Here is a 25,372-nt window from a genome sequence, read left to right as displayed (position 1 = left end):
CCTCAGGCAAACGGATGCCGTGGGCTATCAACAACCTTCACGGCATGCCGCCGCGCCAGCTCGCCATAGCCTTTTACCAGGTAGCCACCACTGCGCGCCAACCAGGCGTCGCGCCGCGCGCGATAGACCCGCGGGAGGAAATACCAGGGCAGTTTCGGTAGGTCATGGTGCACCAGGTGCAGGTTCAGATTGAGGAACAGCCAGCGCCAGGGCCAGCCCGCTTCGTTGAGCACCGTGCGCTGGTGCGACAAGGCACTCGGGCGGTGTTCATAAAAAGACCGCAGCGCCCCCACCGACAGCGCTGGAACGCTGATCAGCAGCAGGTAATGCCAGGCCGGAATCACGCTGTAATGGACGATGAACGCCAGCATCAACAGGGTCAGCGTGCCGTGGCTCAGCCACATCAGCCAAGCCTGGCGCTCGCCACGGCGCAGGCGCTGGCCTTCTTCCTTGACCAGGCCGAACAAGGCCAGCGGCGCACCCAGCAGCAGGCGCCCCGGGACCGTCTTGTTCAAACGCTGCAGGCCGCGCTCCAGGGCCGAGCGGTGCGGCCAGTCCTGCTGACTGAAGTAGCGGCTTTCCGGGTCAACACCGGGCAAGGTCAGGTCCTCATCGCGGTGATGCAACAAGTGGCTGTCGCGATACAGGGTGTAGGGATACCAGACGGCGAACGGCGCATACCCCATCAACTTGTTCAGCCAGACAAAACGGCTCGGATGACCATGCAGCAGTTCGTGCTGCACCGACATCCACAGCGTGACAATGGGAATCAACAACACACTGCTCGGCCACAGGCCCAGCCAGGGACTGGCCAACAGCACGGCGAACCAGCTTAGATAGACACCGATCAGCAATAGCCAGGTTGGCCATTCGGTACGACCGGTAAAGGTTTGCTGCAGGTGCAGGATTTCTTCGCGTTGGGCAACATCGAGATAGTTGGGCATCGTTCGGCTTCACACAGGTTCAGCCGATGGATAAACCCCGGCTTTATCCCCTGATGTGGATTACCGACGACAAATCTTGCAGATCAATTGGTTATATCCTTAGCACACCTCAATGACCGAAGACATCGACCTTCTTGGCCTTCTTCGCCGCACGCTTTTCATCGGCGCTCTTGGCGGGTTTCTTCTTGGCGGCTTTCTTTGAATCCATGCCCTTGCTCATGATGCGTACTCCAGGAGGATGTAGACTCAGGTATACACCCATCTGACCACTTCGGCTCTCTTATAATCCCGTGCCAGCCCCCTCCAGCGATGAATTCCATGTCCACTCCCGACTACGCACGATTGCCGGAAACGCTGCGGCCACTGCTGAACAAATTCTACCGCGCGCACAATTCACCCATGCGTTCGGCCAGCGCCGGACAACTGTGGGTGGCCCGGCAAGGGGAGATCATCGGCGGTCTGTCGCTGACACCGGTTGCCCAGGGACATTGGCTTAGCGGATTGTTCGTCGCCCCGCCACGACGTGGCCAAGGCATTGCCGCACAGTTGTTGCAACAGGCGCTCGGCGACTGCAACGGCCCGGTCTGGCTGTTCTGTCATCCCGACCTGCGCGGGTTCTATGAGCGCCTGGGATTCCACCGCGACCCGGCACTGCCACAGCCTCTGGCGGAGCGCCTGGCGCGCTACTCGCGCAGCAAGCCGATGATCGCCCTGGGTATAGAACCGTTGGTGAGGTCGACTGCGAAAAATGTGTGATGGGCGCTGCATTTGCCCGTGATAGCCTCGAACCCACACCCGTTTTTTATCAGGATGATCATGAAACGCACCCTCGTGGCTTTAGCCTTGACCGCCCTTCTTGCTCCATTCGCCAGCCAGGCCGCCACCGCCAGTGCCGCCATCACCGACGCGCAATACGCCAAGGTCCTGGCCGGTCCGTGGCGGGCGCCGGAAAACAGTGTCCGCGACGGCTATCGTCATCCCCGGCAGACTTTGCAGTTCTTCGGTTTGCAGGCCAACCAGACGGTGATCGAGATCACCCCCGGCGGCGGCTGGTACAGCGAGGTACTCGCGCCACTGCTCAAGGACCACGGGCATTACATCGCGGCCGTGCAGGCGCCCGCGACCAGTGAGTTCGCCAAACGCTCGGCCGACAACCTGAAGCAGAAATTCGCCAGGGACCCGAGCCACTACGCCAAGGCCGGTGTCGTCGAGTTCGATCCCCAGGCGCCGGTGTTCGGCAAGCCGGGCTCGGCCGATCGGGTACTGACCTTCCGCAATGTGCACAACTGGGTCATGGCCGATGACGCGCCGGCGATGTTCAGCGCCTTCTTCAAGGTCCTGAAACCGGGCGGCGTGCTCGGCGTGGTGGATCACCGCGCCAAGGATGGCGCCGACCTGGCCAGTATCAAGCAAAGCGGCTATCTGCCTACCGCTTACGTGGTGAAACTGGCCACCGATGCCGGGTTCGCGTTGGAAGGACAAAGCGAAATCAACGCCAACCCCAAGGACACCAAGGATTACCCCGGTGGTGTCTGGACCTTGCCGCCGTCACTGAAGCTGGGGGATCAGGACCGAGCCAAGTATGTCGCCATCGGCGAATCGGACCGCCTGACCTTGCGCTTCGTCAAACCCGGCAAGGTAGCGGTCCAATAAGCGGCATTGGAAGCCCGGACGCTCAGTCGTCCGCCGCTGGGTCCAGCTCGGGGAACAGCACTTCGGTGAAACCGAATTTACTGAAGTCGCTGATCCGCGATGGGTACAGGCGACCGATCAGGTGGTCGCATTCGTGTTGCACCACGCGGGCGTGAAAACCCTCGGCGACCCGCACCAGCGGTTCGCCATTGGGCGTGAAGCCTTCGTAGCGGATACGCGAGTAGCGTTGCACCGCGCCACGCAGGCCCGGCACCGAAAGGCAGCCTTCAAAGCCCTCTTCCAGCTCCGGCCCCAGGGGCGTGATCAGCGGGTTGATCAGGATGGTCTGCGGCACCGCCTCGGCATCCGGGTAACGCTCGCTGTGCTCGAAACCGAAGATCACCAGTTGCAGGTCGACGCCGATCTGCGGCGCGGCCAGGCCGACGCCACCGACGTGCTCCATGGTCTGGAACATATCATCGATCAGGTCCCACAGCGCCTTGCTGTTGAACAGTTCCGCCGGCACCGGCGGGGCGATGCGCAATAGGCGCTGATCGCCCATTTTCAGTATTTCACGAATCATGATCAGGCTTCGTCAGTAGTCGGCTTGAGGGAGTGGTCGCGCCCCAAGCCGGAGATAGGCAGGGTGTCGTCATGCTCGTGGAAGTCCTTTCCGCCAGGATTCTTGCCTTCGGACGACATGTGTTCGATCACCGCATTCATTTCAGCCCCCAGCAACAGGACCGCCGCGGAAATATAGAAGTACAGCAGCAAGACGATGATCGCGCCGATACTGCCATACATTGCATTGTAGTCGGCGAAGGTTTTCACGTAGTAGCCGAAGCCCAGGGACGCGACGATCCAGACCACCACCGCGAGCACCGAGCCTGGGGTAATAAAGCGGAATTTCTGCTTCACGTCCGGCATCACGTAGTACATCAGGGCCACGGCGAACATCAGCAGCAGCACCACCACCGGCCAACGCAGCCAGGTCCAGAGCGTGACGACGTAATCCTGCATGCCGATCTGCCCGGCCAGCCAGCTCATCACCTGCGGCCCGAGCACCATCAGCGCGGCGGCGGCCAGCAGCATCACGGCGATGCCGACGGTGTAGAAAATTGACAGCGGGAAGCGCTTCCAGATCGGCCGTCCCTCGAGCACGTCATAGGCGGCGTTCATCGCGCTCATCATCAAGCGTACGCCGGCCGAGGCGGTCCACAGGGCAATGACGATCCCCACCGAGAGCAGGCCGCCCTTGGATTGCTGCAACTGGTCGATCACCGGGTTGACCTGGTCCAGGGCCTGGGGTGGCAATACCAGTTCCGACTGCATGCGCAGCCAGGTGAAGAAGTCCGGCAGGTGCAGGAAACCGATCAGGGCGATCAGGAACAACAGGAAGGGAAACAACGAAAACAGCATCTGGTAGGCCAGTGCCGAGGCATAGGTCGACATTTCGTCGGCGACGAATTCAGTGACCGTGCGCATCATCACGCGGTGCAGGGGCAGGTCGCGCAACTCGGGGAAAATCATAGCGTCTCCTTTCGCCGCAAATAAAGGTAGCGAGTCAAGGCGACTCAAAAGGTGCTTCCAATAAAGCTCTTTCTAACGCAAAGCAACGCGGTTGGCGACCCTCAAAGCATTTCTCGGCCCTAACCCGTGTAGCCGCCACGCGAAAACGGCCAGCCGGGGATGGCCATATGCCGGTGTCATGTCTCGCCATAAGGTTGACCCAGGGCCTGTGTGCAGGGTTTCATTTTTTTCAGCCAGCGCTTGCCCGCGACTTTTCATCGAAGAATTCAGGTTTGCCTTTATGTTTGCCCGCCAACCCCCGAGAATGCGCACCAGATTCAGGCTTCGGCGCTGAAGATCGATAACGGTAGGAAAGTCATGAAACTCGATAAAAAGCAGGCCATCGCCCGCCGCAACCAAGAGCTGGGTGGCGCGGTACTGGGCCTCAACAACTGTCACTTCACCGAATTGAACCGCAACAAGAACATCTGGTGGTTCGATATCCCGGTAGCGCGCCTGGCGATCGGGCAATACGAATGGGTGCACCTGTTGCTGCACACGCCGAGCACCGACCAGTTGCTGCACCTGAAGGTGACCACGGCGTTCCTGCGCGAGAAGATGGAAGGCCTGGTGGTACGCAACGCCGGCAAACGCCGTCCGACCTTGAGTCTGGAACTGAGCGCCGACAAGGACTCGTTCCTCAAGGACGTACGCCCAGCCGGCACCGGCGTGGACTTCGCGCCGTTCCAGCAGCCCTGAGCGTCGCGCTGAAACACTGACGTGAGCTGGCTTGCTGGCGATGGCGTCCGAGCAGGCGCGGTAAGACTCTAGGGCCTCATCGCTGGCAAGCCCACAGTGACCTCGTTCAGCCGAAAAATTCAGCATCGGCAAAATCGCTGTTGCCGAACGCCATAAATGACAAAGCCCCGCATGGCGGGGCTTTGTCATTTCAGCGGGTCAGGCGATTTTCTTCAGGCCCAGCTTCTTCAGCTCCGCATCGCGCAGCTCGCGACGCAGGATCTTGCCGACATTGGTGGTCGGCAGCGCATCGCGGAACTCGACGAACTTGGGCACTTTGTAGCCGGTGACATTGGCGCGCATGTGTTCCATCACCTGGTCCTTGGTCAGGGTCACGCCCGGCTTGGCGACGATGAAGATCTTGATGACCTCCCCGGACCGCTCGTCTGGCACGCCGATGGCCGCACATTGCAGCACACCCGGCAAGGTCGCCAGCACGTCTTCCAGTTCGTTCGGATAAACGTTGAAGCCCGATACCAGGATCATGTCCTTCTTGCGGTCGACAATCCGCATGTAGCCGTCCGGCTGGATGATCGCGATATCGCCGGTCTTCAACCAGCCGTCGCTGTCGAGGATCTCATCAGTGGCGTCCTGGCGCTGCCAGTAACCCTTCATTACCTGCGGGCCCTTGACGCACAGCTCGCCGATTTCGCCCAGGGCCTGTTCTTCCCCGGCATCGTTGACCACCTTGCACAGGGTCGAGGGCACCGGAATACCAATGGTGCCGACCTGAATGTTCTGGCTCGGGTTCACCGAGGCCACCGGACTGGTTTCGGTCATGCCGTAGCCTTCGCAGATCGAGCAGCCGGTCACCGCTTTCCAGCGCTCGGAAGCCGCCAGTTGCAGGGCCATGCCGCCGGACAGGGTGACCTTGAGCGCGGCAAAGTCCAGTTTGCGGAAGGCTTCGCTGTTGCACAGCGCCACGAACAAGGTGTTCAGGCCGACAAAGACACTGAACTTCCACTTCGACAATTCCTTGACCATCGCCGGCAAGTCGCGCGGATTGCTGATCAGGATGTTGTGGTTACCGATCAGCATCATCGCCATGCAATGAAAGGTGAAGGCATAGATGTGGTACAGCGGCAGCGGGGTAATGACGATCTCGCAACCTTCATTGAGCTCCGACCCCATCAGCGCCTTGCACTGCAGCATGTTCGCCACCAGGTTGCGATGGGTCAGCATCGCGCCCTTGGCCACGCCGGTGGTACCACCGGTGTATTGCAACACGGCGACGTCGCTGCTGGCCGGATTGGCCTCCTTGACTGGCTGGCCACGGCCCTTGCTCAGCACGTCGTTGAACTTGACGGCCTTGGGCAGGTGATAAGCCGGGACCATCTTCTTCACGTACTTGATAACACTGTTGATCAACAGGCGCTTGAGCGGCGGCAACAGGTCGGCGACTTCGGTGACGATCACGTGCTTGACGCCGGTCTTGGGCACCACGGTTTCGGCCAGGTGCGCCATGTTCGCCAGGCACACCAGGGCCTTGGCCCCGGAGTCGTTGAACTGGTGTTCCATTTCCCGCGCGGTGTACAGCGGGTTGGTGTTGACCACGATCAGCCCGGCGCGAATGGCGCCAAAGACCGCGACCGGATACTGCAGCACGTTGGGCAGCTGCACGGCAATGCGATCGCCCGGTTGCAGGTCGGTGTGTTGTTGCAGGTAAGCGGCAAAAGCACCCGACAGTTCGTACAGCTCACCGTAGGTGAGTGTCTTGCCGAGGTTGCTGAAGGCCGGCTTGCTGGCGAATCGTTGGCAAGACTGTTTCAATACCGTCTGAACATTCGGGTACTCGTCTGGATTGATATCGGCAGCAACCCCAGCCGGGTACTTATCCTTCCAAAAGTCTTCGATCATGGAAGCCTACTCCTCAGCAACGCGAATTCAGCACCGCATTTGATGCGATTATTATTTGTCTGTGTTTTTTATGGGGTGAGTCCGGCTTTAACTTACGCCGAGAAGTCACAAAGCGCGCCGAGAGTAGCAGCTTTGCCGAGGGTCGCCTAGAGCCAAACGTGGCCATCATGGTCATAAAGATGACTCAAGAAATACCAGCGGTCACTTTTAGAGTAAAGATTCTATTTGTTTGAATTTTGCTCTGGATCGGGGTTTTCAGGTCCAAAAAGCTTCGCGGGCAAGCTCCGCTCCCACATTGGAATATTGTCGTCTCGTTATTTCGAGTCCGACTCAAATCCACTGTGGGAGCGGAGCTTGCCCGCGAAGAGGTCCGCAATGACGCCACATCAGCTGCGCCTCAAGCGATATCGCGCAACTCCCGCCGCAGGATCTTGCCCACCGCCGTCATCGGCAGCGAATCGCGCAGCACGATGTGCTTGGGCACTTTGTAGCCGGTAAAGTTTTCCTTGCAGTAGGCCTTCAGCTCTTCGAGGCTGACCCCCGTATCCCGCGCCACCACGAACAACTTCACCGCCTCGCCGGAACGCTCGTCCGGTACGCCGATCACCGCGCAATTGGCTACCTTCGGATGGGCCATCACCACATCTTCGATTTCATTGGGGTACACGTTGAAACCGGAGACGATGATCATGTCCTTCTTGCGATCAACGATACGCACGAAACCGTCCGGGTCGATCACCGCGATATCGCCGGTCTTGAACCAGCCCTCGGCGTCCAGCACCTGTTCGGTGGCTTCCGTCTGCAACCAATAACCCTTCATGACCTGCGGCCCCTTGATGCACAACTCGCCGCGTTCGCCCAATGGCTGCTCGACGCCGTTGTCGTCGATGACCTTCAAGGCGGTGCCGGGCACCGGCAGGCCCACCGTCCCCAGCTTGCCCTTGTCGCCATAGGGGTTGGTGCAGGCGATCGGCGACGTCTCGGTCAACCCGTAGCCTTCGGTGATGCGACAGCCGGTGAGCGTCTGCCAGCGGTCGGCGGTGGCCTTGACCAGCGCGGTGCCCCCCGAGTTGGTGAGTTTCAGGCTGGAAAAATCCAGGGCCTTGAAATCCGGATGCTCCATCAACGCCACAAACAGGGTGTTGAGCCCCAGCAGCGCGGAAAAACGCCAGTTTTTCAGCTCCTTGATAAAGGCAGCGATGTCCCGTGGATTGCTGATCAACACGTTGTGGTTGCCGGTGACCATCATGCACATGCAGTTCGCGGTGAAAGCATAGATGTGGTACAGCGGCAGCGGCGCGATCATCACCTCCTGACCTTCCTTGAGCAGCGGCTGGCCGTCCGGGCCGGGCTGGGACAGGCAGCCGCGGGCCTGCTGCATGTTCGCCACCAGGTTGCCATGGGTCAGCATCGCCCCCTTGGCCAGGCCGGTGGTGCCGCCGGTGTATTGCAACACCGCGATATCCTCGAGGCCGACGGTCAAGGGCCGCACGGCGTGGCCCCGACCCAGGCGCAAGGCACTCTTGAACGAGGCCGCCTGGGGCAAGTCGTAGGCCGGGACCAGTTTCTTCACCTTGTCCACCACCAGGTTGGTCAGCCAACCCTTGGCGGCGGGCATCAGGTCGCCCATCTTCGCTTCGATCAGATACTCGATCTGGGTATCGGGCAGCACTTCCTGGACCCGCTGCCCGAACAGGTTCAGGTACACCAGCGCGCGGGCGCCGGAATCCTTGAACTGATGGCGCATCTCGCGAACGGTGTACAGCGGATTGGTGTTGACCACGATCAGCCCGGCGCGCAACGCACCGAACACGGCAATCGGATAATGCAGGACGTTGGGCAGTTGCACCGCGATGCGGTCGCCCGGTTGCAGCTCGGTGTGGTTTTGCAGGTAACCGGCGAAGGCCGCGCTGTAGCGTTCGAGCTCGGCGTAGGTCAGGGTCACCCCCATGTTGCTGAAGGCCGGACGGTCGGCGAACTTCTTGCAGGAGCGCTCGAACACCTCGATCACCGACTTGTAGGCGCCCAGGTCGATGTCCAGGGGTACGCCGCTAGGGCGTTTGTCATTCCAGAAATCAGGTTGCATTGTTTTTGTCCTCTTACCTGAGCCTCTGCGGGGCCGCCTGCGCGCCAAGGCGAAAAAAGCGGTGCTTAGCGGACGTTAGCAGTTAACGCGGATCAGGCAAATATGCCGGACACAGTCATTAACATCATGAATCTTGCTGCCAATGCGCGGCAGGGTCTGCTTCCTGTGCGAGGATGCGCTATACAATGGAGCGACAACGCGCCCCGGCCGATGTCCGTCTCGTCCCCGTGCAAAGGAACCGCCATGATCCATGACACCTTCTGGCTGACCGTGAGTGACCACAGCCGCCTGTACGTCAATCGCTGGTTGCCGGACGGCCCCCCGAAAGCCGTGATTATGCTGTCCCACGGCATGGCCGAGCACAGCGGCCGCTATGAACGCCTGGCCGATGCCTTGTGCGACGCCGGTCATGCCCTGTACGCCTTCGACCAGCGCGGCCACGGCAAGACCGCCGAACACGGCATCCTCGGCCACTACGCCGACCAGGACGGCTGGTGCGCGGTGGTCAGTGACCTGGCCAGCCTCAACCAGCGCATCGGCGAGCAACACCCGGGGGTACCGATCATCCTGCTCGGTCACAGCATGGGCAGCTACATCGCCCAGGCCTACCTGCTGCACCACAGTGCCAGCCTGCAGGGCGCGATCCTCAGTGGCTCGAACTTCCAACCGGTGGTGCTGTACCGCGCGGCCGCCGCGATTGCCCGCTTCGAACGCTGGCGCCAGGGCCCCACCGGGCGCAGCGCACTGATCAACTGGCTGTCGTTCGGCTCGTTCAACAAGGCCTTCAAACCCAACCGCACCGCCTTCGACTGGCTGAGCCGCGACCCGAATGAAGTAGACAAATACGTCAACGACCCGCTGTGCGGCTTCCGTTGCACCAACCAATTGTGGATTGATCTGCTCGGCGGCCTGCAGCAGATCAGCAAGGCGAAAAACCTCGCGCAGATCGACCCGGGCCTGCCGCTGCTGGTGATCGGCGGCAAATGTGATCCGGTCAGCGAGGGCAAGCGTCTCAAGGATCTGGCCGACGCTTTGCGCGCTGCCGGTAGCCAGAACCTGCAATTGAACGTCTACCCACAGGCACGGCATGAAGTGTTCAACGAGAGCAACCGCGAGGAAGTCACCCACGACGTGATCCAGTGGCTGGAACAAGCCCTGGCCCATCGCCGCCCCTCGCGCTCGGAATGATCGCCGGCTACATTATTTTCTTTGAAATCAATTCGTTGATTTTAAATAACCGCTAACAGGATCCCCTTGCGATGACCCAGGTTACCAACACGCCTTACGAAGCCCTTGAGGTCGGCCAGACCGCCAGCTACAGCAAGACCGTTGAAGAGCGCGATATCCAGTTGTTCGCCGCCATGTCCGGCGATCACAACCCGGTGCACCTGGACCCCGAGTTCGCCGCGGCAAGCATGTTCAAGGAGCGCATTGCCCACGGCATGTTCAGCGGTGCGCTGATCAGCGCCGCGGTGGCCTGCGAGCTGCCTGGGCCGGGCACCATCTACCTGGGCCAGCAAATGAGCTTCCAGAAGCCGGTGAAGATCGGCGACACCCTGACCGTGCGCCTGGAGATCCTCGAGAAACTGCCGAAATTCCGCGTGCGCATCGCCACCCGCGTCTTCAACCAGCGCGATGAGCTGGTGGTCGACGGCGAGGCCGAGATCCTCGCGCCACGCAAGCAACAGACAGTGACCCTGACCAGCCCGCCGCCGATCACCATTGGCTGACCATCAGTGGGAGCTGGCTTGCCAGCGATGAGGCCCGTGAGTCTTACGGCGCCCGTGCGGACGCCATCGCCAGCAAGCCGGCTCCCACCAAACCGCGCTCCAGCGCAAAAAATCCGTTGTGCTCAACAAACAAAAAAACGCCGGATCAACCGGCGTTTTTTGTGACCGCGCGAAACTTAACTGGCGCGAGCGATATTACGCAGCGCTTTCACCTGGTCATGATTGCGCAGCACCCCCTGGTACTGGCGGTTCACCAGATCGGTGAGCCCCACCAGGTTGTACTTGGCCAGCTTCACCAGCGCTTCGCTGTAGGCCTTCTTGGCGTGGTCTTCACCGCGCTCGGCTTCGTTGAGCACGGCCTCTTCACCCTTGCCGGTGAACAGCGCCTTGACGTCCACCCAGCGACGGTGCAGGTCACCGGCCACACTGCTGGAGTTCTCCGGATCACCGCCCAGTTTGCGCACCTCGGCCTGCAACTGCAGCGCCGAGTTCGCACACTCGCTGGCACGCTGCACAAACAACGCCTTCAGCTCAGGATGCTTGATATCGTCCGCACACGTCTGAAAACCTTTCTGACCATCTTTGCTGACTTCAATCAGATGGTTGAGAATCGATACGGCTTCTTTATTGATGTTGGTCATGGCTCAATTCCTTCTGGTGGTGGAAGTTAGCCAAGACGGTTGCAGTCACCGTGCCAAATCATGAACAACTATTTTTTACTTACATTTCATAAACTTAAAAATATTCAAAGAATCTGTATGGTGGTTATTTGCATGAACTGTCAATTGGCCTGCATGCAGAATGCCGGTATTTTTCAAGACGCTTGAACAGCGCAAGACAAGGTCGCCCATGAATCCCGAGAAACTCGAACTGCTGGTCACCCGCGAAATGCCATTCGGCAAATACAAGGGGCGGATCATCGCCGACCTGCCCGGCCCGTACTTGAACTGGTTCGCCCGCGAGGGCTTCCCCCACGGCGAACTCGGCGGCCTGCTCGCCTTGATGCAGGAGATCGACCACAATGGCTTGTCCGACCTGCTCGACCCGCTCCGCGCCAAGCACGGCAAACCCAAACCCCGCCATTGAGCCCCGTTGTCGAGAGAAGTACCGTCATGCCATGGAATGAAGAACACGCCCGCGACGAACACTTCTGGCAAACCGTGGCCGAGCGCTATGACGTAGAGCCCGGTCCGATCAACCTGGAAAACGGCTACTTCGGCCGCATGACCCGTAGTGTCGTGGAGACCTACAAAGGCCATATCGAGCTCATCAACCGCAGCAACTCGGTGTATGTGCGCCAGCACTTCGAAACCATCGAAAGCCTGGAGATTCGCGCGCAACTGGCCGACCTGTTGGGCAGCCATCCGCAAGCGCTGGCCCTGACCCGCTGCGCCAGCGACGGCCTGCACGCGCTGATCCGCAACTACAACGCCTTGCAGCCCGGCGACCAGTTGCTGGTCAGCGACCAGGAATACCCCAGCGTACTGGGCGCCATGCGCTGGCTGGCGCGCAACCGCGGCGTCGAGCTGATCGAGATCAGCCACCCCTTCCCGACGAGTTTCGCCAACCTGGTGAGCACCTACCAGGAAGCCTTCGAACGCTACCCCCGGCTGAAACTGATGGCCCTGACCTATGTCACCCATCGCAGCGGGCTGGTGATGCCGGTGCAGGCCATCGCGACCCTGGCCCGCGAGCATGGGGTCGACGTGATTCTCGACGGTGCCCATGCCCTCGGCCAGATCGACTTCAACCTCGAAGCACTGGGTATCCTGTTTGCCGGTTTCAACCTGCAGAAATGGATGGGCGCGCCACTGAGCCTGGGCTTTCTCTATATCGATCCCAAGCGCCTGGCGGATATCGACCCGGACATGGGCGAAGACCGCTACCCCCTCAACGATATCCGTGCCCGGGCCCCCTATGGCACACCGAATATTCCGGCCTGGATGACCTTGCCTCTGGTCCTTGAGGAACATCGGGCACTCGGTGGCTCGGCGGCCAAGGGCGCGCGACTCAATTACCTGCGGGATATCTGGGTGAGCGCGGCACGCGGAATGCCGGGTATCGAGGTGCTGACACCGGATGATCCGCGGTTGTATTGCGGCATCACCTCGCTGCGCTTTCGGCATGAGCCGGACCAGCAGCGGATGGTCGAACGACTCTTGAAGGACTACAACCTGTTTACCGTGGTCCGCGACGGCACCGCCCATGGCAATTGCATCCGGGTCACACCGGGCCTGGCCAACTCGGCCGAGGACTTCAAGCTGTTGGCCCGGGCGCTGGGCGAATTGAGTCGTTGAGTGGCCCGCTGCGTGGGATCGCGAGCGAGCTTGCTCCTACCGATATCCGCGTCGTACAGACGATCACGTCTACAACACCGCTTTTCGCCAGGCAAAAAAAAACGGTGCGCCGACCAAGCGCACCGTAAAGCCGTAGAACACACAACGAATTCAGTAACGCTCAATCAGTCCAGCAAGGCCAGCGCCTCGGCGGTGCACTCCTGGATCCGCGCCCAGTCGCCGTTCTTGATCCACTCCGGATCAAGCATCCAGCTGCCGCCCACGCACATCACGTTTTTCAACGCCATGTAGCTCTTGATATTGGCCGGGCCGACGCCGCCGGTTGGGCAGAATTTCACTTCGCCGAATGGGCCGCCCAAGGCCTTGATGGCTGCCACACCGCCGCTGACTTCCGCCGGGAACAGCTTGAAGCGGCGATAGCCCAGGCCATAACCTTCCATGATCCCGGAGGCATTGCTGATGCCGGGCAACAACGGAATCGGGCTGTCGACGCTGGCTTCCAGCAGATCACGGGTAATGCCCGGAGTGACGATGAATTGCGAACCCGCCGCCTCCGCCGCCGCCAGCATCTGCCGATCGAGCACGGTGCCGGCACCGGTCACCAGCTCCGGACGCTGCTCACGCAGGATCTGGATGGCCTTGAGGCCGAACTGCGAGCGCAGGGTCACTTCCAGCGCGGTCAGGCCACCGGCGGCCAGGGCATCGGCCAGCGGCAGGACATCCTGTTCGCGGGCAATGGTGATCACCGGAAGAATCCGTGCACGGGCGCAGAGCTCATCGATCAGGACGACCTTGTCTGCCATGGAGACGGTCGGGGCATTTTTTGTCATAGCAGCGGATCCTTGACTCATGGGCACCAGTAAATATTCAGGGTAGGTTGCAAGAACGCGCGAATCGGCATGGCGGCGAGGTCGTCGCCGGCCAATGCGGCACTCAGGGTGGTCAGTTTCGACTGGCCGGAAATCGCCAGCACGGTGAAGCTTGCCGAAGCCAGCAGGGCCCGACTCATGCTCAGGCGCTGGCGCGGCACGCTGGGCGCCAGCATCGGCCAGATCCGCCGGCTGCCATCCACTTGCAGGGCCGCCGCCAGGTTCGGGCTGCCGGGGAACAGTGACGCGGTGTGACCGTCATCGCCCATGCCCAGGACCAGCACGTCGATCGCCGGCAGCTCGGCGAGCAGTTGATCGGCCTGTTCGGCCGCCGCTTCCAGGTTCGCCGCGGCGCTGTACAAACCGATAAACCGCGCCATGGCCGCCGGGCCCTGGAGCAGGTAGCGCTTGAGCAGGCCGGCGTTGCTGTCGGCGTGCTCCACCGGCACCCAGCGCTCGTCGGCCAGACTGATAACCACACGGGACCAGTCCAGCTCCTGTTTCACCAGGCTCTGGAAGAACGCCACCGGGCTGCGCCCGCCGGACACCACCAGGGTCGCCACGCCACGCGCGGCAATCGCTGCCCGCAGTTGCTCGGCCACCGCCTGCGCCTGACCCTCGGCCAACAGCGCCGGGCTGCGGAACTCGCGAGCCTGCACGCCCTGCGGCAGTTTCAATTCAGATATCGCCATACCACGACCTCCCATCCCGCGTGATCAGTGCAATGGAACTCATCGGCCCCCAGGACCCCGCTGCGTACGGCTTGGGCGCATCGCCGGATTTTTTCCAGCCGGCGATCAACTGGTCGCACCACTTCCACGCGGCTTCGATCTCATCTTTACGGACAAACAGGTTCTGGTTGCCGTGCATCACTTCCAGCAACAGACGCTCGTAGGCGTCCGGAATCCGCGCACTGCGATAGGTGTCGGAGAAATTCAGTTGCAGCGGCCCGCTGCGCAGTTGCATGCCCTTGTCCAGGCCCTGCTCCTTGGTCATCACCCGCAGGGAAATCCCTTCGTCCGGTTGCAGACGGATGATCAGCTTGTTGCTGATCTGCAAGCGCTGCTCGGGAGCGAAGATGTAGTGCGACGGCTCCTTGAAGTGGATGACGATCTGCGACAGCTTCTGCGGCATGCGCTTGCCGGTACGCAGGTAGAACGGCACGCCGGCCCAGCGCCAGTTGCGGATATCGGCGCGCAGGGCAACGAAGGTCTCGGTATCGCTCTGGGTGTTGGAGTTTTCTTCCTCCAGGTAACCCGGTACCGAATGCCCTTCGCTGTGCCCGGCAATGTACTGGCCGCGCACCACCTGGGTGGTCAGGCCTTCCGGGCTGATCGGCGCCAGGGCCTTGAGCACCTTGACCTTTTCGTCACGGATGCTGTCGGCCGAGAGATCGGCCGGCGGGTCCATGGCGATCAGGCAGAGCAGTTGCAGCAGGTGGTTCTGGATCATGTCCCGCAGCTGGCCAGCCTTGTCGAAGTAACCCCAGCGACCTTCGATACCGACCTTCTCGGCCACGGTGATTTCCACGTGGGAGATGTAGTTCTGGTTCCACTGGGTTTCGAACAGGCTGTTGGCGAAACGCAGGGCGATCAGGTTCTGCACCGTCTCCTTGCCCAGGTAGTGGTCGATGCGATAGGTGCGGTTTTCCGGGAAGAACCGCGCCACGGCGTCGTTGACCTTGCGCGACGACTCGAGGTCCGAACCGATGGGCTTTTCCAGCACCACCCGGGTGTTGTTCGCCAGGCCGACCTTGGCCAGGTTCTCGCAGATCGCGCCATAGACCGAGGCCGGCGTGGCGAAATAGGCGATCAGGCACTGAGTGGTACCGGCCTGCTCGGCCAGGGCGACATAGTCGTCAGCCTTGAGGAAGTCCACATGCTGGTAGCTCAGGCGCGCGAGAAAGCGCTCAAGCACCGCTTCGTCGATTTCCTTGGTCTCGACAAAAACCCGCAGTTCTTCTTCGATGGTCGCCAGGTGCTCGGCATTGCTGCCGGGCTCGCGGGCCAACGCCAGGATGCGTGTGTCCTCATGCAGCAGGCCCGCGCCATCAAGGTGATACAAGGCAGGAAACAGCTTGCGAAGCGCCAGGTCGCCCAGGGCGCCGAACAAGGCAAAGGTGCACGGTTCAACCGTTATCGAAGGCATGATGTTTGTTCTTTTATCAAGTTAAGCGATAAATACCTTTTTTCGAGGCATCACTCAAGGAAAAATGTAGTAATAACCACAACATTTTATCAAAATGATGATTCCGAGTGGTGGTCATCACACGCCATCAGTAGGATAGGCCACCGCCGGGAGCTGCCCAAGGGCATTGTTCCGGGCCTTGCAGAACCCAAGTTGTCTCGAATCAAGGAATCACCAAATGGACCGCGTGCGAAATCTCCTGGAGCAGATCCAGGGCCGCCTCGAAGGCCTGAACAAGGCCGAGCGCAAAGTCGCCGAAGTCATCCTGCTCAACCCGCAGCAGGCGACCCGTTTCAGCATCGCCGCCCTCGCCCAGGCGGCCTCGGTCAGCGAGCCGACAGTCAACCGCTTCTGCCGCTCGTTCGGCGTCAGCGGCTACCCCGAACTCAAGTTGCAACTGGCCCAGAGCCTGGCCAGCGGCGCGGCCTATGTAAGCCGTGCGGTGGAGGCCGACGACAACCCCGAGGCCTACACGCAAAAGATCTTCGGCAGCGCCATCGCCTCCCTGGACAGCGCCTGCCAGGCCCTGGACCCGAACCTGATCAGCCGCGCCGTCGACCTGCTGATTCAGGCCCGGCAGATCCACTTCTTCGGCCTGGGGGCATCGGCGCCGGTGGCCCTGGATGCCCAGCACAAGTTCTTTCGCTTCAACCTGGCGGTCACCGCCCATGCCGATGTGCTGATGCAGCGGATGCTCGCCTCGGTGGCCCACACCGGCGAGTTGTTCGTGATCATTTCCTATACCGGGCGTACCCGGGAACTGGTGGAAGTGGCGCGCATCGCCCGGGAGAACGGTGCCTCGGTGCTTGGATTGACGGCGGCGGGCTCGCCTCTGGCCAAGGCCAGCACCCTGAGCCTGAATATTCCGCTGCCGGAAGACACCGACATCTACATGCCGATGACCTCGCGGATCATCCAGTTGACGGTGCTCGACGTACTGGCCACCGGCATGACCCTGCGCCGTGGCGTGGATTTCCAGCCGCACCTGCGCAAGATCAAGGAAAGCCTCAATGCCAGCCGTTATCCGGTGGGCGACGAGTTCAACTGAGGCCGGCACAGATTCTGTGTCGACTGGGCGGGCCCTATCGCCAGCAAGCCGGCTCCCACAGAATCCGGGCTCGACGATAGAGCAGAGTGGAATGCCGACCTGTGGGAGCCGGCTTGCCGGCGATGGCGTCATCCGCCACATCGCCTAGGCCGAAGCCCGCGCCTGCAAACTCAGATGCGCCCGCTCCCCGGGCGCCAGGCACAGGCTGTCGGTGCCGCCACTGGCGGCCTCGACACAAACAAAGCCCATCACTTCATTCCAACTTACCCCCAGCAACGGCCGGGGCCCCGGATGCCAGACCACGGTGTCGGCGCTGTCGCCGGTGTCGATGCACAGCTCTCGCTGCCAGGCGTGATCCTTGAGGTGCAGTTCACCGTCATGCTGGAACACCCGCTGACACCCGCCATCGACCCGCAACTCGCCTTCCTGCCGACACGCCTGGCGACTCAACTGATCATAACCCTGCGCACCGTCAAGCCCGGACAGCGCTATCTCACCAACATCACCAATACGCCAATAGGCGTGCAGCGCATGGCTCAACTGACACGGTTCGCTGTCCTGATGCTCGGTGCTCAGGCGCAGGTCCATGTTTTCACCCAGGCGCGCATGCAGGTCGACCTGCCAGTCGCAAAGCTGCAAGCGCCAATGCAGGCTGACACCCTCGTCATCGCTGCTACTCTCCAGCAGCTTCCAGTCGATCAGCCGCGCCCAACCATGGGACGGCCAGGCGTTTTCGCTCGGATGCCGCCCATACCAGGGCCAGCACACCGGCACCCCACCGCGAATCGCCCCGACCTGCGGCCATTTGGCCGCGCACCACAGCCAGGGCTTCTGCCCCCGCGGCTGGAAGTGCAACAGTTGCGCGCCCTGGCGGCTGAACACCGCCTGGCACAAGGGATGATCGATCACCAGTACTTCACGCTGTTGAAAGCGCTCCCACTGGAACACCGGCTGCTCGCGCCGGGATTTGAAAAAACGTTGTAGCGGTTGCTCATGCATGTGCCGCGAATCCTGAAATCACCCAACCATTTGCATCCCTCCACCTGTAGGAGCGAGCTTGCTCGCGATGAACGCAAGGGCACCGCGTACCTCCAGTTGCCCCGCGTTATCGTTGACGTTCATCGCGAGCAAGCTCGCTCCTACAGTGTGCTGCAAAAAAAAGCGGACGGTCTGGTGGACCATCCGCAAGATGCGCACATAGAGAGAGAGCTTATCAGTCGAAGCCTTAGAAGACCGACTGAATTTTCAGGCCAGCGACCACAGCGTTGTCGACTTGATTCACACCACCCGGGTGGGTGACGTACTGCAGGTTGGGACGTACGGTCAGCCAGTTGGTGACGTGGAAGCCGTAGTTGATTTCGGTGTTGAACTCGGTGTCGCGCAGTGGCGAGTACAGCGGGTTGTTGTAGTCGCTGACGTTATTGGCCGCGTTTTCCAACTCGGCGTTTTCCCTCACGTCCTGGTTGACATGGATACGGGCGAAACCGATCCCGACGTCATCCTTCGGACGCGCATCGAACGGCCCTTTGTACACGAACATCACCGACTGGTAGTTGTCGACGAGGTTGGTGGCCTTGTCGTGGAAGGTCGCGTTGGCCGCGATGTTCAGACCGCGGGAAGCATCGCCGTTGTGGCTGGTGAGTTGCTGCTGGGCAACGAACCAGTAACCGTGCTTGCTGTTGTGGACACGATAAGGGAGACCGGTCGTTGCCGCGTCCCCGCCATTGTTGTCCCTGAGCACATCATTGGCAGGGGCCGCGCTTTTGTAGTAACCGACACGGTATTCGCCCGGCAGGTCGTTGACCTTCGGCGACCAGACCAGTTCGACCGGCAAGACGGTGCCCTTGGTACCGCTGCCGCTGAGTTTGAAGCCGTTACCGTGTTCCAGTTGCGACGGGTTCTGGTTGTAAGCACCGATCTGCGCATACAACTCAGGCGTGATGTTGTACTTCACGCGAATAGCGGCCTGGGCGACGGGCCAGTTGAACCAGGTGTTGACATAGTTACCCACCTGGGAGCCACAGAACGACAGGTTCTGGAAATCGCAAGGGAAGGTGTTGAAGTCTTCGCCTTCACCGAAGTAACCGAGTTTCACGTCCAGCTTGTTGTCGAACATCTGGTGCTGGATCCACAGCTGGGTCAGACGGACCATGTGGCCGCGACCGTCGACTTCCTGGGAGGAGCTCAAGGTGCCGGCACGTGGGTCGCCGATACGGTCATTGGAGATGTTCTCACCGTTACGGTTGGTGAGCTGGATCTTGGCCTGGGTGTTATCCCAGCCCCACAGTTTTTGCAGGTCCAACGCCACGCCCAGGCCAAACTGGTCGGCGTAACGCGAGGTGTGGTTATTGTTGTAGCCACCATGCAGGTTGCTACCCACCTCACCGACGTAGTCCGCCTTGATGTCGATACCTTCCTCGATCAGCTTGGTTCGCTCTCCACCCCAGTCACCGGTCATCCATTTGGAGTTAGCGCTGAACGCATCGTCCGCCATTGCATTAGCGGCCAGAACCAGTGTTGCCGCCGCCGACAATTGGCAGAACAGGCGGGCATTGGTGTTTTGCTTTTTCATCCCTACATCCTCGTCTTTATTGTTATTAAGCTGTTTTTATCTAACGCGGTTACATCGACTGCGACGCGGGGCGAACCCCGCGTCACGAATTTCAGCGGCCCTTGAATTGCGCCACATTGTCGGTATGCACCTGGGCCTGCGGCTTAGCCACCACGCCCAGGCGTTCACCGGTCTGGGCGTCAAACAACAACACCTTGGCCGGATCGAATTGCAGGGTCAGGGTTTCGCCCACCTGGGGCGCCACGTCCGGCGCCAGTCGGCAGCAGACCTTGGTCTCGTTGAGGTTGACGAACACCAGGGTGTCCGGGCCGGTCGGTTCGGTGACCTGCACTTCGGCACGAATGCTCGGCAAGCCATTGGGCTCGCCCTGCATCAGGCTGATCTGCTCCGGGCGCATGCCGAGAATAATTTCGCGGTCTTCAAGACCGGCGTCGGTCACGTCCAGCGGCAACTCGCAACGAGCCTGGCCGCTGTCGAGCAAGGCCAGCAGGCGACCGTCCTTGCGTTGCAGACGCAGGGGGATGAAGTTCATCGGCGGCGAACCGATGAAGCTGGCGACGAACAGGTTCGCCGGATCGTTATAGATCTGCTTCGGCGTGCCGAACTGCTGGATGATGCCGTCCTTCATCACCGCCACCTTGTCGCCCAGGGTCATGGCTTCGATCTGGTCGTGGGTCACGTAGACCGTGGTGGTTTTCAGGCGCTGGTGCATCAGTTTCATTTCGGTGCGCATCTCGACCCGCAGCTTGGCGTCGAGGTTGGACAGCGGTTCGTCGAACAGGTAGATCTTCGGCCGCCGCGCCAGGGCACGGCCCATGGCCACGCGCTGCTGCTGGCCACCGGACAACTGGCCCGGCTTGCGGTTGAGCAAGTGTTCGATCTGCAGCAGCTTGGCGACCCGCGCGACTTCTTCGTCGATGGCCGCCTGGCTCATCTTGCGGATTTTCAGGCCGAACTCGATGTTCTCGCGCACACTCATGGTCGGGTACAGCGCATAGGACTGGAACACCATGGCGATGTCACGATCCTTCGGGCTCATACCGCTGACGTCCTGATCATCAATCATGATCGCGCCGCCGGTGATGTTCTCCAGGCCTGCGATGCAGTTCATCAGCGTCGACTTGCCACAGCCCGAAGGTCCCACCAGGATCAGGAACTCACCGTCCGAGATCGACAGTTCGATGTTCTTCAGGGTGTCCGGCAAACCGGCGCCGTAGGTCTTGTTTACATTGCGAAGTTCGAGCGTTGCCATGATTACCCCTTGACTGCGCCGGCCGTCAGCCCGCGCACGAAATACTTGCCTGCGACCACATAGACCAGCAGGGTCGGCAGCCCGGCGATCATCGCCGCTGCCATATCAACGTTGTATTCCTTGACCCCGGTACTGGTGTTGACCAGGTTGTTCAGCGCCACCGTGATCGGCTGCGAATCACCGCTGGAGAACACCACACCGAACAGGAAGTCGTTCCAGATCTGAGTGAACTGCCAGATCAGGCAGACCATGATGATCGGGGTCGACATCGGCAGAATGATCAGCCGGAAGATGGTGAAGAAACCCGCGCCATCCAGGCGCGCCGCCTTCACCAGCGCGTCGGGAATGCTCACGTAATAGTTACGGAAGAACAACGTGGTGAACGCCAGGCCGTAAACGATATGCACGAACACCAGGCCGGTGGTGGTGCTGGCCAGGCCCATCTTGCCGAGGGTGAACGAGGCCGGCAGCAGCACGGTCTGGAACGGCAGGAAGCAACCGAACAGCAACAGGCCGAAGAACAACTGCGAACCGCGAAAGCGCCACATCGACAGCACATAGCCGTTCAACGCACCGATGGCGGTGGAGATCAGCACCGCCGGAACGGTGATCTTGATCGAGTTCCAGAAGTAACCGTTGACCGTGGCCCAGGCCTTGACCCAGCCGATGTCGGTGATCACCGTCGGCCAGCTCAGCAGGTTGCCGGTGCTGATGTCTTCCGGCGACTTGAAGCTGGTCAACAGCATGACCACCAGCGGTACCAGATAGAGCAGCACGGCGAGGATCAGCACCGCGTAGATGGCGATGCGACTCAGGCTGATAGCCGGTTTGTGGACGAGACTAGTCATTACGCTTGGTCCTCAGCTCGGAGTACAGGTAAGGCACGATGATCGCGAGAATCGCACCGAGCATCAGGATCGCACTGGCCGAGCCCATGCCCATCTGGCCGCGACTGAAGGTAAAGGAGTACATGAACATGGCGGGCAGGTCGGACGAGTAGCCCGGGCCGCCGGCGGTCATCGCCGCCACCAGGTCGAAGCTCTTGATCGCGATGTGCGCCAGGATCATCACCGCACTGAAGAACACCGGACGCAGGCTTGGCAGCACCACTTTCCAATAGATCTTGGGCAGGCTCGCGCCATCGATCTGGGCCGCACGAATGATCGATTGATCGACACCGCGCAAGCCGGCCAGGAACATCGCCATGATGAACCCCGAGGCCTGCCATACCGCCGCGATCACCAGGCAATAGACCACACGATCAGGGTCGATCAGCCAGTCCAGGCGGAAGCCTTCCCACCCCCAGTCACGCAGCAGTTTGTCGAGGCCCATGCCCGGGTTGAGCAGCCATTTCCAGGCGGTACCGGTGACGATCATCGAGAGCGCCATCGGGTACAGGTAAATCGTGCGGATAAAACCTTCGCGACGGATGCGCTGGTCGAGGAACACCGCCAACAGCACGCCGATCACCAGGGTGACGCCGATGAACAAGCCACCGAACAGCGCCAGGTTCTTGCTCGCCACCCACCAGCGGTCGTTGTCGAACAACCGTGCGTATTGCGCCAGGCCTACCCATTTGTAGGACGGCAGGAAAGTCGAGTTGGTGAACGACAGCACGAACGTCCACAGGATATAGCCATAGAAGCCCACCAGGACGATGAACATGCTGGGCGCCAGCACCAGTTTGGGTAGCCAGCGCTGCAATGCATCGAACGGCGAGGCTTTGCTGAACACAGCAACAGAACTCATGGGAAAATCCACTACAGGGAAAAGGGACTACATGCAGATCCTCTGTAGGAGCCGGCTTGCCGGCGATTGCGGTTTATCAGTTGGCGAATCCGGTGACCGATATTCCGCTATCGCTGGCAAGCCAGCGCCTACAGGGAGCCTGCGTTGCTAATGATTACTTGGCGGACTTGACCGCCGCGCCGAGTTTCTTCGCCGCATCGGCAGGATCGGCTTTCGGGTCGTTGATGTAGTTGGTCACTACGTCAAAGAACGCACCCTGTACCGCCAGCGTGGTCGCCATGTTGTGCGCCATGCTCGGTTGCAGGCCGCCAGTCTTGGCATCGTCCAGGAAGTCCTTGGCCGACTTCTGGGCGCACTCGTCGAAGCCGAGCTTGTCCATTTCGTGGAGCATGTCGTTACGAACCGGGATCGAGCCTTTGTTGATGCTGAAGACTTTCTGGAAGTTCTCACCCAGGACGACCTTGGCAATATCCTGCTGACCTGCCGCGGTGCCCTTGTCTTTCTGCTTGAACACCGCCAGGGAGTCGATGTTGTAGGTGAAGGCTTTATCGGTACCCGGGAAGGCTACGCATTCGTAGTCCTTGCCAGCGACTTTCTTGGCCGCCGTCCACTCGCTCTTGGCCCAGTCACCCATGATCTGCATGCCGGCCTTGCCGTTGATGACCTTGGCCGCTTCCAGGTTCCAGTCCTGGCCTTTGCCGTCCTGGTCCATGTAGGTCGCGACTTTCTTCAGTTCGGTCAGCGCCTTGACCATTTCAGGACCGGTCAGGGTAGCGTTGTCCAGGTCGACCAGGGCTTTCTTGTAGCCATCAACGCCCATCACCGACAACACGACAGCTTCGAAAACGGTGCTGTCCTGCCAAGGCTGACCGCCGTGGGCAAGCGCAATGAAACCCGCCGCCTTGAGCTTGTCGCCGGCAGCGTAGAATTCCTGGAGGGTGGTCGGTGCTTTTTCGATACCGGCTTTCTTGAAGACTGCAGGGTTGATCCACAGCCAGTTGACGCGGTGAATGTTCACCGGCACGGCCACGTAATCACCGTTGTACTTCACGGTATCGGAGACTTTCTTGTCGAGCAGGCCGTCCCACTTCTCGTCTTTGGCAACACCCTTCAGAACGTCAGTGTCGAGCAGCCCGGTGGATGCCCATTCCTGGATATCCGGGCCTTTGATCTGCGCAACACCCGGTGGGTTGCCGGCTACGGCACGGCTTTTCAGCACGGTCATGGCAGTGGCACCGCCGCCGCCCGCTACCGCACCGTCTTTCCAGGTGAAGCCGTCTTTTTCAACTTGAGCCTTGAGGACATCGACCGCGGCTTTTTCACCACCGGAAGTCCACCAATGGACAACTTCCACGGACCCTTTCGAGTCGGCGGCAAGAGCGCTTAGGGGAAACAACGAGGCGAGAGAAACGACAGCGGCGAGGCGGGAAATCGAATTCATCTGTAGTACCTTTCTTGTTGTTATGCATGCAAGTCTGGTGCTTGCGCTGCATGGGATTCTAGTCAAGGCAAGGCCCCTCGCAGGTAACGAAGGGACGTGCAAATGTCACCGCATGGTTACATGGTTTGCGTTGCCGTTATTAGCCGAAGATTGCCGGGCCAGAGCACTCGCGAGGCTCGGAGCGAGTGGCAGGTCGGGCAGCAGTACCGCTTGAAAGGCATGATAGAGGTCGGGTTTGCCGCCCCAGATCTTGGCATCGGGCCGATTGTGCTCGTCCAGTTCGTGATGCCAACTGCCCAACACCGGGTCGATGAAGTGCACATCGATGAAATCCCAGAAGCGTCGATACCAGGTTTCGTACTGCGCCTCGCCGGTGCGCCGGAGCAAGGCGGCGGCCGTGGCGCTGGCTTCGGCATGGGTCCAGTGCAGGCGCTGACGGACCACCGGGCGATTGGCCCAGTCCAGCGTGTAGACGATGCCCGGCGTGCCATCGGCCTGCCAGCCATGGCGGCAGGCGCTGTCGAACAGCCCGCGGGCATCGTCCAGCAACCAGCCGGGGGTGAACAGGCCGGCCGCACGGCGTGCGGCCTCCAGGTGCAAGACCAGCCGCGCCCACTCGAAACCGTGGCCGGGCGTGGTGCCATAGGGGCGAAAGCCGTCCGCCGGGTTGTCGTGGTTGTACTCGCGCAGGGGTTGCCACTGGCGATCGAAGTGCTCGATGACCATGAAATCGTTGGCGGCGGCGTGATGATGGATTACCCGCTCGACGATGCGTAGCGCGCGATCCAGCCAGCGACTGTCGCCGGTGACATCGGCCAGGGCGAGAAAGGCCTCGGTGCCGTGCATATTGCTGTTGGCGCCGCGATAGGCTTCTTCCTGCTGCCAGTCGCGGGCGAAGGATTCACGCAGGGCGCCCTCCTCCTCGCTCCAGAAATGCGTTTCCAGCACGCCGATCGCTTCGGCCAGCAGGCTCGGGGCATCGGCGCTGCCGGCGACCACCGCGGAACTCGCGGCCAGGGCGACAAAGGCATGCAGGTAGGCGGCCTTGCCGCTGTTGCCATCGCGGTGATCGGGCCGCGCATACCAGCCGCCGTGGGTGGCATCGCGCAACGGGCCCCAGAGAGCGGCGACACCGTGCTCGACCAGGGCCAGACAACCGGGAATCCCCTGGATATGGGCCATGGCGAAACTGTGGGTCATGCGCGCGGTGTTCATGGTTTCGGCCATGGCCCTGTCCGCCAGTTGCCCGCGCTCGTCGAGGTTGCCGAAGCCTTCGGCCAGGCGCGAGGCCTTGGCAAACGCCAGCAGCCGCCGGCCTTCGGCCAGCAGCCAAGCGTGATGGGCCGGGGCGTTGAGCCAGCTGCTGAAGGGCAGTTCAAGGGTGTCCATCCGAGTACCTTT

24 protein-coding genes are annotated in these 25,372 nt (G+C 61.0%); 8 read left to right on the top strand and 16 right to left on the bottom strand.

Going from position 1 to position 25,372, the window contains the following annotated elements; all coding sequences use genetic code 11:
* Positions 1 to 2 precede the first annotated feature (2 nt).
* Entirely contained in the window at positions 3 to 944 is a 942-nt protein-coding gene (locus AC07VG_RS05740) for a fatty acid desaturase (protein ID WP_495020632.1), read from the bottom strand.
* A gap of 318 nt (positions 945 to 1,262) precedes the next feature.
* On the opposite strand from AC07VG_RS05740, the gene AC07VG_RS05735 reads away from it, so the two are divergent.
* Together AC07VG_RS05735 and AC07VG_RS05730 are read left to right on the top strand one after the other, a co-directional pair.
* Positions 1,263 to 1,700 (top strand): GNAT family N-acetyltransferase, encoded by a 438-nt coding sequence (locus AC07VG_RS05735; protein WP_495020631.1) that lies wholly within the window; start codon positions 1,263 to 1,265, stop codon positions 1,698 to 1,700.
* Between the two features lie 60 nt (positions 1,701 to 1,760).
* Positions 1,761 to 2,597, top strand: coding sequence for a class I SAM-dependent methyltransferase (locus tag AC07VG_RS05730; RefSeq protein ID WP_495020630.1), 837 nt, complete (start codon positions 1,761 to 1,763; stop codon positions 2,595 to 2,597).
* A gap of 22 nt (positions 2,598 to 2,619) precedes the next feature.
* Here AC07VG_RS05730 and def read toward each other — a convergent pair whose 3' ends face one another.
* Positions 2,620 to 3,159: a peptide deformylase gene (gene def / locus AC07VG_RS05725; RefSeq protein WP_495002452.1), complete on the bottom strand. Its 540-nt coding sequence runs from the start codon at positions 3,157 to 3,159 to the stop codon at positions 2,620 to 2,622.
* Between the two features lie 2 nt (positions 3,160 to 3,161).
* Complete coding sequence (locus AC07VG_RS05720) at positions 3,162 to 4,106, bottom strand: YihY/virulence factor BrkB family protein (RefSeq protein ID WP_495002451.1); 945 nt, start codon at positions 4,104 to 4,106, stop codon at positions 3,162 to 3,164.
* 357 nt (positions 4,107 to 4,463) lie between these two features.
* Between AC07VG_RS05720 and AC07VG_RS05715 the strand changes: the two genes are divergently transcribed.
* Entirely contained in the window at positions 4,464 to 4,844 is a 381-nt protein-coding gene (locus AC07VG_RS05715; protein WP_495002450.1) for a hypothetical protein, read from the top strand.
* Between the two features lie 198 nt (positions 4,845 to 5,042).
* On the opposite strand, the gene fadD1 is transcribed toward AC07VG_RS05715, so the two are convergent.
* Positions 5,043 to 6,740 carry a long-chain-fatty-acid--CoA ligase FadD1 gene (gene fadD1 / locus AC07VG_RS05710; RefSeq protein ID WP_495002449.1) on the bottom strand — a complete coding sequence of 566 codons (1,698 nt, stop codon included), beginning with the start codon at positions 6,738 to 6,740 and terminating at the stop codon, positions 5,043 to 5,045.
* Between the two features lie 397 nt (positions 6,741 to 7,137).
* Entirely contained in the window at positions 7,138 to 8,826 is a 1,689-nt protein-coding gene (gene fadD2, locus AC07VG_RS05705) for a long-chain-fatty-acid--CoA ligase FadD2 (protein WP_495020629.1), read from the bottom strand.
* A gap of 243 nt (positions 8,827 to 9,069) precedes the next feature.
* Between fadD2 and AC07VG_RS05700 the strand changes: the two genes are divergently transcribed.
* Both AC07VG_RS05700 and AC07VG_RS05695 read left to right on the top strand, forming a co-directional pair.
* Positions 9,070 to 10,014 carry an alpha/beta hydrolase gene (locus AC07VG_RS05700; RefSeq protein ID WP_495020628.1) on the top strand — a complete coding sequence of 315 codons (945 nt, stop codon included), beginning with the start codon at positions 9,070 to 9,072 and terminating at the stop codon, positions 10,012 to 10,014.
* 71 nt (positions 10,015 to 10,085) lie between these two features.
* Positions 10,086 to 10,556, top strand: a complete 471-nt coding sequence (locus AC07VG_RS05695) for a MaoC family dehydratase (RefSeq protein ID WP_248802594.1) — start codon at positions 10,086 to 10,088, stop codon at positions 10,554 to 10,556.
* A gap of 176 nt (positions 10,557 to 10,732) precedes the next feature.
* Here the strand turns inward: AC07VG_RS05695 and AC07VG_RS05690 are convergent, their stop codons facing one another.
* Entirely contained in the window at positions 10,733 to 11,197 is a 465-nt protein-coding gene (locus tag AC07VG_RS05690) for a ferritin-like domain-containing protein (protein WP_495002446.1), read from the bottom strand.
* A 208-nt stretch (positions 11,198 to 11,405) separates the two neighbouring features.
* Between AC07VG_RS05690 and AC07VG_RS05685 the strand changes: the two genes are divergently transcribed.
* Positions 11,406 to 11,642, top strand: a complete 237-nt coding sequence (locus AC07VG_RS05685; protein ID WP_027619874.1) for a DUF3820 family protein — start codon at positions 11,406 to 11,408, stop codon at positions 11,640 to 11,642.
* 26 nt (positions 11,643 to 11,668) lie between these two features.
* Positions 11,669 to 12,853 carry an aminotransferase class V-fold PLP-dependent enzyme gene (locus AC07VG_RS05680; RefSeq protein ID WP_495020627.1) on the top strand — a complete coding sequence of 395 codons (1,185 nt, stop codon included), beginning with the start codon at positions 11,669 to 11,671 and terminating at the stop codon, positions 12,851 to 12,853.
* 164 nt (positions 12,854 to 13,017) lie between these two features.
* Here AC07VG_RS05680 and AC07VG_RS05675 read toward each other — a convergent pair whose 3' ends face one another.
* The 3 genes from AC07VG_RS05675 to zwf are packed head-to-tail and all read right to left on the bottom strand — an operon-like array spanning position 13,018 to position 15,870.
* On the bottom strand, positions 13,018 to 13,683 hold the full coding sequence (locus AC07VG_RS05675; protein ID WP_248797246.1) for a bifunctional 4-hydroxy-2-oxoglutarate aldolase/2-dehydro-3-deoxy-phosphogluconate aldolase: 666 nt from the start codon (positions 13,681 to 13,683) through the stop codon (positions 13,018 to 13,020).
* Between the two features lie 17 nt (positions 13,684 to 13,700).
* Positions 13,701 to 14,414: a 6-phosphogluconolactonase gene (pgl, locus tag AC07VG_RS05670; protein WP_495002444.1), complete on the bottom strand. Its 714-nt coding sequence runs from the start codon at positions 14,412 to 14,414 to the stop codon at positions 13,701 to 13,703.
* Complete coding sequence (zwf, locus tag AC07VG_RS05665; protein ID WP_495002443.1) at positions 14,401 to 15,870, bottom strand: glucose-6-phosphate dehydrogenase; 1,470 nt, start codon at positions 15,868 to 15,870, stop codon at positions 14,401 to 14,403. Before zwf ends, pgl begins: the two co-directional genes overlap by 14 nt.
* 226 nt (positions 15,871 to 16,096) lie before the next feature.
* Between zwf and AC07VG_RS05660 the strand changes: the two genes are divergently transcribed.
* A complete protein-coding gene (locus tag AC07VG_RS05660) occupies positions 16,097 to 16,957 on the top strand; it encodes a MurR/RpiR family transcriptional regulator (RefSeq protein ID WP_495002507.1) in 861 nt (286 codons plus the stop codon).
* A gap of 144 nt (positions 16,958 to 17,101) precedes the next feature.
* Here AC07VG_RS05660 and AC07VG_RS05655 read toward each other — a convergent pair whose 3' ends face one another.
* From AC07VG_RS05655 to AC07VG_RS05625, 7 genes are all read right to left on the bottom strand, one after another.
* Positions 17,102 to 17,956, bottom strand: coding sequence for a D-hexose-6-phosphate mutarotase (locus tag AC07VG_RS05655; protein WP_495020626.1), 855 nt, complete (start codon positions 17,954 to 17,956; stop codon positions 17,102 to 17,104).
* 226 nt (positions 17,957 to 18,182) lie between these two features.
* Complete coding sequence (locus AC07VG_RS05650; protein WP_495002441.1) at positions 18,183 to 19,529, bottom strand: carbohydrate porin; 1,347 nt, start codon at positions 19,527 to 19,529, stop codon at positions 18,183 to 18,185.
* 91 nt (positions 19,530 to 19,620) lie between these two features.
* Entirely contained in the window at positions 19,621 to 20,781 is a 1,161-nt protein-coding gene (locus AC07VG_RS05645) for an ABC transporter ATP-binding protein (protein ID WP_495002440.1), read from the bottom strand.
* A 2-nt stretch (positions 20,782 to 20,783) separates the two neighbouring features.
* Positions 20,784 to 21,629: a carbohydrate ABC transporter permease gene (locus AC07VG_RS05640; protein ID WP_495002439.1), complete on the bottom strand. Its 846-nt coding sequence runs from the start codon at positions 21,627 to 21,629 to the stop codon at positions 20,784 to 20,786.
* Complete coding sequence (locus AC07VG_RS05635; RefSeq protein WP_495002438.1) at positions 21,622 to 22,530, bottom strand: carbohydrate ABC transporter permease; 909 nt, start codon at positions 22,528 to 22,530, stop codon at positions 21,622 to 21,624. Before AC07VG_RS05635 ends, AC07VG_RS05640 begins: the two co-directional genes overlap by 8 nt.
* A 154-nt stretch (positions 22,531 to 22,684) precedes the next feature.
* Entirely contained in the window at positions 22,685 to 23,971 is a 1,287-nt protein-coding gene (locus AC07VG_RS05630; RefSeq protein ID WP_495002437.1) for an ABC transporter substrate-binding protein, read from the bottom strand.
* A gap of 105 nt (positions 23,972 to 24,076) precedes the next feature.
* A complete protein-coding gene (locus AC07VG_RS05625) occupies positions 24,077 to 25,360 on the bottom strand; it encodes a D-mannose isomerase (RefSeq protein WP_495020625.1) in 1,284 nt (427 codons plus the stop codon).
* Positions 25,361 to 25,372 lie beyond the last annotated feature (12 nt).

The sequence above is a fragment of the Pseudomonas sp. GW821-FHT03C07 genome (genome assembly GCF_059420925.1).
This window is presented reverse-complemented; position numbering and strand designations above follow the sequence as displayed.